The sequence below is a fragment of the Micromonospora parastrephiae genome, assembly GCF_016802865.1.
Lineage (GTDB): Bacteria > Actinomycetota > Actinomycetes > Mycobacteriales > Micromonosporaceae > Micromonospora > Micromonospora parastrephiae.
Genome location: NZ_JAEVHM010000187.1, coordinates 1 through 10,579, shown reverse-complemented (window position 1 = coordinate 10,579; position 10,579 = coordinate 1). Strand labels below are relative to the sequence as shown.

The following is a 10,579-nucleotide window of genomic DNA, read 5'->3' as shown; positions in this document are numbered from 1 at the left end:
GCGGACCGGTGCGGCGGTGGCAGCTCGTCCGGGCGGGCAGCGACGCGGTGCCGCCGTCGACGCGCCGGTTCATGGCCCGTGCCCGGCAGCGCCGGATGCGCGCGGCGCTGCCGTGGGCGGTGGCCGCGGGGGTGCTGGCGTTGGCCGGGCTGGTCGCGTGGACGGTGCTGGGCACCGGGTTGCTCGGTGTCCGTGAGGTGCGGGTGGAGGGTGCCGGCCTGGTCAGCCCGGTACAGGTGCGCGACGCGGTCGGGGTGTCCGACGGGGTGCCGCTGGCCCGGGTGGACCTGGCCGCCGCCGCCCGTCGGGTCGGCAAGCTGGCACCGGTGGAACGGGCGACGGTCTCCCGGGACTGGCCGGGCGCGTTGGTGGTCCGGGTGACCGAGCGGACCCCGGTGGCGGCGGTGCCGCAGGGGGAGGCGTTCACGCTGATCGACCGGAGCGGAGTGGCGTTCCGGACGGTGGCCCGGCGGCCGGCCGAGCTGCCGCTGGTCAGGGTGGCGCGGCCGGCCGGCGACGACCCGGACACCCGCGCCGCGCTGGAGGTGCTGGTCGCGCTGACTCCGCAACTGCGCGCCGAGCTGGTGGATGTGACCGTGGAGGGGCTGGCCAGGATCAGCCTGCGGCTGCGCGGGGATCGGACGGTGGTCTGGGGTGATGCGACCCGGGGTACGGACAAGGCCCGGGTGGCCACGGCGCTGCTGGGTGAGGAGACCGACCGGATCGACGTGAGCGCACCGGACGTGGTGACCTTTCGCTGACCGGGCAGCGTGCGCCGGGGGTGACGAGTCGCGCTCCGGGCGGCGACACGCCGGCCGGGTCCTTGGCTCATCGCGCGGCGGCGCTTACGTTGCCCCGAAGAGGATCAGTGGTTGACATAACTGTAAGCCTCTAGTAGAGGGTGAGGGTTCACCTCTGATCCTCGCTGGTGACAGCTGTCGTCGGCCGCTGGGCTGGCCACGCCGTACCCGGTCGGCCGAAGCCAATCTCGAAGGGAAAGGACCGGAGATGACACCTCCGCACAACTACCTGGCGGTCATCAAGGTCGTCGGCATCGGGGGTGGCGGCGTCAACGCCGTCAACCGGATGATCGAGGTTGGGCTCAAGGGCGTCGAGTTCATCGCGATCAACACCGATGCCCAGGCGCTGCTGATGAGTGACGCCGACGTCAAGCTCGACGTCGGCCGTGAGCTGACCCGTGGGCTGGGCGCGGGCGCCAACCCGGACGTCGGCAAGAACGCCGCCGAGGACCACCGCGACGAGATCGAGGAGGTGCTCAAGGGCGCCGACATGGTGTTCGTGACCTGCGGTGAGGGCGGCGGCACCGGCACCGGCGGCGCGCCGGTGGTGGCGAACATCGCCCGCAAGCTCGGCGCGCTGACCATCGGCGTGGTGACCCGGCCGTTCTCCTTCGAGGGCAAGCGCCGCCAGGTGCAGGCCGAGTCCGGGATAGACGAACTGCGCAACCAGTGCGACACCCTGATCGTCATTCCGAACGACCGGCTGCTGGCGCTTGGCGACCGCAACATCAGCATGATGGACGCGTTCCGCACCGCCGACCAGGTGCTGCTCTCCGGTGTGCAGGGCATCACCGACCTGATCACGACCCCGGGTCTGATCAACCTGGACTTCGCCGACGTCAAGAGCGTGATGAGCGGCGCCGGCAGCGCGTTGATGGGCATCGGCAGCGCCCGTGGGGAGAACCGCGCGGTCGAGGCGGCCGAGGCGGCCATCTCCAGCCCGCTGCTGGAGCAGAGCATGGACGGCGCGCGCGGCGTGCTGCTCTCCATCGCGGGTGGCTCCGACCTGGGCCTGTTCGAAATCAACGACGCGGCGCAGCTGGTCACCGACGCGGCCCACCCGGACGCCAACATCATCTTCGGCGCGGTGATCGACGACGCGCTCGGCGACGAGGTGCGGGTGACGGTCATCGCGGCGGGCTTCGACGGTGGCACGCCCGCGTACAAGGCGGCCGAGCCGGCGCGCAAGACGAACACCAACCAGCCGGCGCCGCAGAGCGCTCCGGTCGCGGCGCGACCACCATGCCGGCGCCGACCCAGTCGCCGCGTCGGGTGCTCTTCGACGACGTGGACGTGCCCGACTTCCTCAAGAACGGGTCCTGAGCTCCGCCGATGACCGACAGCTCAGCCACGGTACGACCGGACCGGCGCGCCGAACTCGCGGCCGGCCTGGCCCAGGTCCGGGCGCGGATCGCCGACGCCTGCGCCGACGCCGGCCGGGATCCCGCCGAGGTCACGATGATCGCGGTGACCAAGACCTACCCGGCCGGGGACGTGCTGGCGTTGGCCGGGCTCGGGGTGACCGACATGGGGGAGAACCGCGACCAGGAGGCCGCCGGCAAGGCCGCCGAGGTGGCCGCGGCCGGGGCCGGCCCGCGTTGGCACTTCATCGGCCAGTTGCAGCGCAACAAGGCCCGCTCGGTGGTCCGCTACGCCGACGTGGTGCATTCCGTGGACAGCGTCCGGCTGGCCCGGGCGCTGGCCACTGCGGCCGCGGACCGGGAGCGGCCGCTGGAGGCCCTGGTGCAGGTGAGCATCGACGGCGACCCGGCCCGGGGTGGGGCGGTGCCCGGTTCGGCGGACCCGGACAGCGGGTTGGAGCCGGTGGCCGAGGCGGTGGCCGGCGCGCCGTCGTTGCGGTTGGCCGGCCTGATGGCCGTGGCGCCGCTGGGTTGGCCTCCGGAACGGGCCTTCGAGCGGCTGGCCGAGGTGGCCGAGGCGTTCCGGACACTCCATCCGGGAGCGAGCGCCCTGTCCGCGGGAATGAGCGGCGACCTGGAAATCGCGATCCGATACGGCGCGACACATGTCCGCGTCGGTAGCGCGTTGCTCGGAATGCGCTCCACGCTGCGGTAGCCTGACCGCGAGACAAGCAAATTACATCAGTGTTGTTTCAGGAACGGCGTCTCCTTGTCGGGGGGTCGTGACATGCGACGCGAATCGCGTGTCAGGGGATTGCCGTTCCGGTCCGATGGGCATGGTTGTCCACTCGCGACGGGCGACATGGCACGGGGGCGCGTGCCGCACGGCGGACGGAAGGGCGCGGGATGGGTGCACTGCGCAAGGCGGGGGTCTGGCTCGGTCTGGTCGAGGAAGACGACGAGCGGGCCTACGACGACGGTGGCTACGACAAGGGTGGCTACCGTGACTCGCGGTACCGGCAGAGTCGGTACGCCGAGGAGTTCGCCGACGAGGACGACGACACCGAGGAGCCGCCGGCTCCCCGGCCGCGCAGCAGTGAGCGGGGTCGGCTGTCCGAGCGGGCGAACGGGCGGGTCAGCGAGTCCGACCGCGGTGACGGTGAGCGTCCGGAGCGGGTCGAGCGGTCCAGCGTGCGGTCGATCACCCGGTCGTCGGCCGGTGAGACCTCCGGCGCGCTGACCTATCACACCCGGGACAATCTGGCCCTCGCGCCGCAGGCCACGACCCGTGAGCGGGTGGTGGTGCCGGAGGAGGAGCAGCGCTACCAGATCACGACGCTGCACCCGACCACCTATCGCGAGGCGCGCACCATCGGTGAGCATTTCCGCGACGGGGTCCCGGTGATCATCAACCTCACCGAGATGGACGAGGCCGATGCCCGCCGTCTGGTGGACTTCGCCGCCGGACTGGCGTTCGGGCTGCGCGGTACGATCGAGCGCGTGACCAATCGGGTGTTCCTGCTCTCACCGGCCAATGTCCAGGTCACCGCTGAGGACAAGGCCAAGATCGCTGAGGGCGGCTTTTTCAGTCTGAGTTGATCCCGCCCGACCCGAGGGACGTCGCTGACCGTGTTGTCGATCTTGCTGCAAGTGTTGTACCTGATCCTTTATGTCTTCCTGCTGCTTCTTCTGTCCCGGTTCGTGCTGAGCGCCGTCCTGCAGTACGGCCGCCGGTGGCAGCCGGGGCGTGGAGCATCGGCGGGATTGGAATCCGTGTGGAGCGTCACTGATCCCCCTCTCAACGCGTTGAGGCGTGTGATCCCTCCGCTGCGAATTGGTACCGTGAGCATCGACCTGGCCTCCCTTGTGCTCCTGGTTATCCTGTTCGTGCTGATGGAGTTCGTGTTAGGGCCGTCGATCAGGGCATCTGCCTGATGACCGACGCGCTTTCGCGGCCGCAACTGACCCGAGGAGTTTCGATGCCGCTGACCCCGGCCGACGTCCACAACGTCGCCTTCAAAAAGCCGCCGATCGGCAAGCGGGGGTATGACGAGGAGGAGGTCGACGCCTTCCTGGACGAGGTCGAGCGCGAGCTCGCCCGTCTCATCGAGGAGAACAACGAGCTGCGCGCCCAGGTGGAGCGCGGCGGCCGTGGCGGTGCCCCCGCCGGCCCCGGCGGCGACGCCCGACTGGCGGCGGAGCTCAACGACGTCAAGGCTCAACTGGACCGGGTGCAGCGCGACAAGTCGGCGGCCGAGCAGGCTGCCCGCGCGATGCAGGCCGAGCTGGAGCAGGTCCGCGCGACCGGCGGCCCGGCCGGTGTCACCGGTGACGGTGAGCAGCAGGCCCTGCGGGTCCTGATGATGGCCCAGCGCACCGCCGACGACCACGTGTCCGACGCGCGCCGCGAGGCCGACCAGCTGCTGTCCGAGGCTCGCAGCAAGGCCGAGGAGGTGACCCGCGAGGCTCGCGCGAAGGCCGACGCTCTGGAGCGGGACGCCCGCCAGCGGCACCAGGAGGCCATGGGCGGCCTGGACGCCAAGCGCACGGCGCTGCAGAAGCACATCGAGGAGCTCAAGCAGTTCGAGCGCGAGTACCGCACCCGCCTCAAGGCCTACCTGGAGAGCCAGCTGCGCGACCTCGACGGTCGCGGCCAGGGCCTCGAGGCCGAGATGACCCGCTCCGAGGCGGGCCGGGTCGCCGGTGGCAACGGGCTGGCCGCCGCGGGTCTCGCCGGTTCGTACGGCGGCGGGCGCTCCGGCGCCCTCGAAGCCGGACGCTGAGCACCGGCCGGCGATCGCGTCCGCCAATGGTGACGGTCGCCGGCCCCGCCTGGACGGTACGAAGCGGCGGGGGTGAGCCGTGATAGTCGCGAGTCTCCTGCTCATCCTCGTCGCGGTGGTGCTGCTGGTTCTCGGCCTGGCCGGGGGCTCCAGCATCATGTTGATCATCTCCATCGCGGCCAGCCTGCTGGCGCCGTGGCGTTGGTGGTGGGCGCCGCCAGGCAGCCGCCAACCGCGCCATGGCGGCTCCGAGCCGGACCGGCCGGCGCACCGCCGCCGCACCCCGCACGGCCAGCCAGGCCACGTCGGGTGTCGCGTACGGGCCGCCGCTGGTCGAGCCGGACGTGCCGGTGCAGCACATGCCTTCGACGGTTGGTTCCGGCGGCACCGGGTGGCGGCAACCACCCGAGCCGCCGGCCGACCACGCTTCACCTTTCGACGCGTCGGTCGACCGGGATGCACCGTTCGTGCACCCGGCCGACGACGCGTCGTCGTCGTCGCGGCCGGTGAGTCCGGCGCCGTCGGACGCGGCATCGGCCGTCGACGCGTTGAAAGACGAGCCGGCCGCCCAGCCGGTCACTCCCGCCGAGGCGGCCCGGGTGGCTCGGCTGCCCGATCCCGTCGAGGTGGTGGACGGCCGGCCTCGCTACCACCTCGCCCGCTGTCCGCACCTGGTCGGCCGGGTGGCGGAGACGCTGCCGGTCGCCGAGGCGGTCGAGCTGGGCTTCACTCCGTGCGCGCGCTGCACGCCGGCCACCGTCCTGCTCGCCGACGTCCGACCGATCTGAAACGGCGACCGGTGCCCGCCCAGGACACGCTCACCGTGGCGGTACGGGTGAAGCCCGGCGTGTCCCGGGACCGGGTGGGTGGCCGCTTCGACGGACCACACGGCCCGGCTCTGGTGATCGCCGTGCACGCGCCGGCGGTCGACGGTCGGGCCACCGAGGCGGCCCGTCGGGCCCTCGCCGGCGCGTTGGGTGTGCGGCCGGCCGCGGTGTCGTTGCGTGCCGGCGCGGCCAGCCGGGACAAGCTCTTCCTCGTCGACCGGCCCGGCCCGGAGGCGTCCGGGCTGCTCTGCCGACTGCGCGACGGATCCGTCGAGTGAGGAACGTTCGGGCCGGGCAGCGGTGACACCGGGGCTGGACATCGCGCTGCTGCTCGGTGCGGGCGTGCTGCTGGTCGCGGTCGGCGCGGTTCGGCTCTCCACCCGCCTCGGGGTGCCCAGCCTGCTGGTCTACCTGGCGCTGGGTGTGGCGATCGGCGAGGCCGGGCTGGGTATCCGCTTCGACGACGTCGAGCTGACCCGGACACTCGGGTTCTGCGCGCTGATCGTGATCATCGCCGAGGGCGGCCTGACCGCCCGGTGGAGCACCTTGCGTCCGGTGCTCGGACTGGCCTCCGCGCTCTCCACGGTCGGCGTGGTGGTCAGCATCCTGGTCGTCGGTGTCGCCGTACACCTGCTGTTGGGTCTGGACTGGCGGCTGGCGTTGCTCTACGGCGCGGTGCTCTCGTCCACCGACGCGGCGGCAGTGTTCGCGACCCTGCGTCGGCTGCGCCTGCCGCCGCGGCTGGTGGCCACGTTGGAGGCCGAGTCGGGCATGAACGACGCCCCGGTGGTGCTGCTGGTGGTGTTGCTGTCCCATTCGGGGTGGGCGCACCCGTGGTGGTACGAGGCCGGGCTGGTCGCCTACGAGCTGGCGGTCGGGGCCGCGGTGGGCGTGGGCGCCGGCGTGGCCGGGACGTGGGCACTGCGCCGGGCGGCGCTGCCGGCGGCCGGTCTGTACCCGATCGCGGCGGTGGGCATCACCGTGCTGGCGTACGCGGCGGGCGCGGTGCTGCACGCGTCGGGGTTCCTCGCCGTCTACGTGGCCGGGGTGCTGCTGGGCAATGCCCGGTTGTCGCATCGGCGGGCGATCCTCGGCTTCGCCGACGGGTTGGCGTGGCTCGCGCAGATCGGCTTGTTCGTGCTGCTCGGATTGTTGGTCTCGCCGGGTCGGCTGGACGCGGCGGTGCTGCCGGCGGTGGTCGCGGGGTTGGCGCTGGTGCTGCTGGCGCGACCGTTGTCGGTGGCGGCGTCGGCGGTGCCGTTCCGGGTGGGCCTGCGCGAGCAGACGTTCCTGTCCTGGGCCGGGCTGCGCGGGGCGGTGCCGATCGTGCTGGCGACCATTCCGCTCTCCGAGCGGGTGCCGGGCGCGGAGCGTCTCTTCGACGCGGTCTTCGTGCTGGTGGTGATCTTCACGTTGGTGCAGACCGGGACGCTCGGGCCGTTGGCCCGTCGGTTGGGGATCACCGCGCCGGCCGAGGCCACCGAGATCCACGTGGAGACCGCCCCGCTGGAGCGGATGCGGGCCGACCTGCTCCAGCTCGAGGTGCCGCAGGGCTCCCGGTTGGCGGGGGTGCACGTCGACGAGTTGCGGTTGCCGTTGGGCGCCTCGGTGACCCTGGTGCTGCGCGACGGGGTGGGCTTCGTGCCCGGCCCGGACACCCGTCTGAAGACCGGCGACAGTTTGTTGATCGTCGCCACCGCGGGGGTGCGCGACGCCGCCGAACGGCGGTTGCGGGCGGTCAGCCGGCGAGGTCGGCTGGCCCGATGGTTTGGTGAGTACGGGGAGGACTCCGACGGTTGATCTGCTAGCGTTCCTTTTGCCCCAGTTAGGCAGGGCTCGGGGCACTTAAACGGGACGACGGTGCGGCACGTTGTCGGACGCCTGTACGTTCCGTATTCTTGCCAACCTCCGGAGTGCGCGGCCATCGTCGCCGTGCGCCCCTTTTCGTACATAGGGGACGCCCTTGGTTGGCGCCCCCTGACCAGGAACCGCGGACCACGCGGTTCCGCGGCCGAGGGAGCGACCCATGGCGAAGCCAGCCGACACGAGGACCGCCGGCCGCAAGCCGGTGGCCAAGGCCACCCGCAGCGCGGCGGAGACCGAGAAGATCCGCGCGGCGCTGGCGGCGCGGCGGGACGAGCTTCGCGCCGAGTACGATCAGACGCTGAGCGAGATCACCGAGCTGCAGCGCGATCGGCTGACCGACTCGGCCGGGGACGACCAGGCCGACACCGGCACCAAGACGTTCGAGCGTGAGCAGGAGATCTCACTCGCCAACAGCATTCTGGAACGGATCACGCAGGTCGAGCGCGCCCTCGAGCGCCTGGACGAGGGTGGTTACGGCTGGTGCGAGCGGTGCGGCAACCCGATCCCGGTCGAGCGCCTCGCCGCCTTCCCGTCGGCCACCCTGTGTGTGACGTGCAAGCAGCTGGAGGAGCGGCGCTGAGGTCCGCTCCCCGGCGGCGATGAGACGGTGAGCGATCACCGCCGAGACTGTCGATGGGGAGCGCATGACCGCAGTACCGTCCGCCGAACCCGGCCGCAGCGAGCCGGGCGGCGGGAAGCCCCGGCCCCGGGCCGTCGCGATCCTCACCGGGGTTGCCCTGGTGGCCCTGCTGGCCGACCTGGTCACCAAGCACCTCGCGCTGGCCGCGCTGACCGACCGGGAGCCGGTCCGGCTGCTCGGCGGGCTGGTCTACCTGAGCCTCACCCGCAACAGCGGTGCGGCGTGGAGCATCGGCTCGGACCACACCTGGATCTTTCCGTTGATCACCATCGGCGTGGTGGGCTGGATCGTCTGGATGGCGCTGCGCCTGCGCTCGCTGCCCTGGGCGGTCTCCCTGGGCCTGGTGCTCGGCGGCGCCCTGGGCAACCTCGTCGACCGGATCTTCCGGGCACCCGCCCCGTTCCACGGACACGTGGTCGACATGATCAGCCTGTTCGACCCGTACGGCCAGGTGTGGCCGGTGTTCAACCTGGCCGACAGTTCGCTGGTCTGCGGCGTGCTGCTGGCCGTACTGCTGGAGCTGACCGGCCGCCAGCGTGACGGCCGGCGCGCCGGCCGCGACGGCGACCCGACCGACGCGGAGGCCACCCAGGCCGCCGCCGACCAGCGGGAGCGGGCATGACCTCCGCGTTCGCCGCCGGCGGCGACCACCGTTCCCTGCCCGTGCCCGACGGCCTCGACGGGATGCGCCTGGACCAGGCCGTGTCCCGCCTGTTCGGGCTCTCCCGTACCGCCGCGGCGGCCCTGGTCGACGCCGGGGACGCGTTGGTCGACGGCGCCGTCCGAGCCAACTCGCACAAGGTCAAGGCCGGCTCCTGGCTGGAGGTCACGCTGCCCGCCCCGGTCGCCCCGCCGACCGTGGTGCCGCAGGCGGTGCCCGGTCTGCGGGTCGTGTACGCCGACGACGACATCGTGGTGGTGGACAAGCCGGTGGGCGTGGCCGCGCACCCCAGCCCCGGCTGGACCGGCCCGACCGTCATCGGCGCCCTCGCCGCCATCGGGCACCGCATCTCCACCAGCGGCGCCGCCGAGCGGCAGGGCGTCGTGCACCGCCTCGACGTGGGCACCACCGGGATCATGGTGGTGGCCAAGAGCGAGCAGGCGTACACGGCGCTGAAGCGGGCCTTCAAGTACCGCGAGGTGGACAAGGGCTACCACGCGGTGGTGCAGGGGCACCTCGATCCGCTGCGCGGCACCATCGACGCGCCGATCGACCGGCACCCCACCCACGACTACCGGTGGGCGGTGGTCTCCGGCGGCAAGCCGAGCATCACCCACTACGACACCCTGGAGGCGTTCCCGGCGGCGAGCCTCGTCGACGTGCGGCTGGAGACCGGCCGCACCCACCAGATCCGGGTGCACTTCTCCACCCTGCGGCACCCCTGCGTGGGTGACCTCACGTACGGTGCCGACCCCACCCTCTCGGCCCGTCTCGGACTGGCCCGACAGTGGCTGCACGCTCGCGAATTGAGCTTTCTGCACCCCCGAACGGGGGACGAGGTCCGGTTCGTCAGCGACTACCCTGACGACCTGGACCGTGCGCTTCAGATCCTGCGCGACTGAGCGGCGACCGCCCGACACCGACCCGACGAGGGGATCCCGCCCGTGCGCGCCGGCGACCTGCTGCGGCAGTTGGACCAACGGCTGCTGCCGCCGCTGACCCGCGGCGTGGCACGGTTGGGTGACCGGTCGGGCCGGTCCGGGGTGCTCACCTGGGCCGCGCTGTTCTCCATGGCGGCGGTGCTGGGCACCGCCGTCTGGGCCACCGACGACGCCCCGGTCGGCGACCGGACGGTGGGCGAGGTGACCCGGGTCGGGGTGGCCGACGGCGACTCCGTCCCCGGCTACCTGCGCTCGGCGGCGGCGGACCTGGCCGCGCTGTCCACCGCGGCCCCGGCCGTCGGTGCCGACACCTACGCGCTGGTCACGCTCGACGCGTACCTGCCGCCGCAGCGACTGGCGGAGGTGCTCGGCGACGTTCCGGTCTCGACGGTCTTCGGCCGGGTGCCGCTGCCCGGCCGCCAGACCGAGATCGTCAGGATCCCCGCGCTGCGGGTGCCGGACGACGTCGTCGCCGGGATGGCGGAGGTCGCTGCCCGTAAGGACACCGAGGCCGCCGACTACCGGGCGCGGGCCGCCGCGACGACCGGCGACGGCGCCGACGAGCGGGAACTGCGCGTGCGGTACGCCGACGGGGCCGAGGTGGCGGCCGCCGAGGCGGCGGCGTACCGCACCGGCTGCGCCTGCGTCTACGCGGCGGTCGTCCGGGCGGCCCCCGAGGTGCTGCGCGGTGTGGCGGCCC

At 72.6% G+C, this 10,579-nt stretch carries 11 protein-coding genes and 2 pseudogenes; all 13 read left to right on the top strand.

Going from position 1 to position 10,579, the window contains the following annotated elements; all coding sequences use genetic code 11:
* On the top strand, positions 1–761 hold a 761-nt coding region (locus tag JNW91_RS25920), incomplete at its 5' end, for a cell division protein FtsQ/DivIB (RefSeq protein WP_238425711.1).
* Between the two features lie 247 nt (positions 762–1,008).
* A pseudogene (ftsZ, locus tag JNW91_RS25915) lies at positions 1,009–2,123 on the top strand (cell division protein FtsZ).
* 9 nt (positions 2,124–2,132) lie between these two features.
* Complete coding sequence (locus tag JNW91_RS25910) at positions 2,133–2,876, top strand: YggS family pyridoxal phosphate-dependent enzyme (protein ID WP_203177980.1); 744 nt, start codon at positions 2,133–2,135, stop codon at positions 2,874–2,876.
* A gap of 191 nt (positions 2,877–3,067) precedes the next feature.
* Positions 3,068–3,760 (top strand): cell division protein SepF, encoded by a 693-nt coding sequence (locus JNW91_RS25905; protein WP_203177979.1) that lies wholly within the window; start codon positions 3,068–3,070, stop codon positions 3,758–3,760.
* 30 nt (positions 3,761–3,790) lie between these two features.
* Complete coding sequence (locus tag JNW91_RS25900) at positions 3,791–4,096, top strand: YggT family protein (protein ID WP_030334503.1); 306 nt, start codon at positions 3,791–3,793, stop codon at positions 4,094–4,096.
* A 44-nt stretch (positions 4,097–4,140) separates the two neighbouring features.
* Positions 4,141–4,944 (top strand): DivIVA domain-containing protein, encoded by an 804-nt coding sequence (locus JNW91_RS25895; protein ID WP_139586062.1) that lies wholly within the window; start codon positions 4,141–4,143, stop codon positions 4,942–4,944.
* A 79-nt stretch (positions 4,945–5,023) separates the two neighbouring features.
* A pseudogene (locus tag JNW91_RS25890) lies at positions 5,024–5,732 on the top strand (hypothetical protein).
* 11 nt (positions 5,733–5,743) lie between these two features.
* On the top strand, positions 5,744–6,049 hold the full coding sequence (locus JNW91_RS25885) for a DUF167 domain-containing protein (protein ID WP_203177978.1): 306 nt from the start codon (positions 5,744–5,746) through the stop codon (positions 6,047–6,049).
* Positions 6,050–6,071: 22 nt separating this feature from the next.
* Entirely contained in the window at positions 6,072–7,571 is a 1,500-nt protein-coding gene (locus tag JNW91_RS25880) for a potassium/proton antiporter (protein WP_203177977.1), read from the top strand.
* A gap of 226 nt (positions 7,572–7,797) precedes the next feature.
* On the top strand, positions 7,798–8,217 hold the full coding sequence (locus JNW91_RS25875; RefSeq protein WP_007463005.1) for a TraR/DksA family transcriptional regulator: 420 nt from the start codon (positions 7,798–7,800) through the stop codon (positions 8,215–8,217).
* A 64-nt stretch (positions 8,218–8,281) separates the two neighbouring features.
* On the top strand, positions 8,282–8,899 hold the full coding sequence (lspA, locus tag JNW91_RS25870) for a signal peptidase II (RefSeq protein ID WP_203177976.1): 618 nt from the start codon (positions 8,282–8,284) through the stop codon (positions 8,897–8,899).
* Entirely contained in the window at positions 8,896–9,840 is a 945-nt protein-coding gene (locus JNW91_RS25865; RefSeq protein WP_203177975.1) for an RluA family pseudouridine synthase, read from the top strand. The genes lspA and JNW91_RS25865 overlap by 4 nt, the downstream gene beginning before the upstream one ends.
* Positions 9,841–9,882: 42 nt before the next feature.
* Positions 9,883–10,579, top strand: a 697-nt coding sequence (locus tag JNW91_RS25860; RefSeq protein WP_203177974.1) for a hypothetical protein, incomplete at its 3' end; no start/stop codon positions are given.

Coding starts and splice junctions, on each gene's coding strand:
- JNW91_RS25910 (WP_203177980.1), top strand. CDS start 2,133: ATGACCGACAGCTCAGCCACGGTACGACCGGACCGGCGCGCCGAACTC.
- JNW91_RS25905 (WP_203177979.1), top strand. CDS start 3,068: ATGGGTGCACTGCGCAAGGCGGGGGTCTGGCTCGGTCTGGTCGAGGAA.
- JNW91_RS25895 (WP_139586062.1), top strand. CDS start 4,141: ATGCCGCTGACCCCGGCCGACGTCCACAACGTCGCCTTCAAAAAGCCG.
- JNW91_RS25875 (WP_007463005.1), top strand. CDS start 7,798: ATGGCGAAGCCAGCCGACACGAGGACCGCCGGCCGCAAGCCGGTGGCC.
- lspA (WP_203177976.1), top strand. CDS start 8,282: ATGACCGCAGTACCGTCCGCCGAACCCGGCCGCAGCGAGCCGGGCGGC.
- JNW91_RS25865 (WP_203177975.1), top strand. CDS start 8,896: ATGACCTCCGCGTTCGCCGCCGGCGGCGACCACCGTTCCCTGCCCGTG.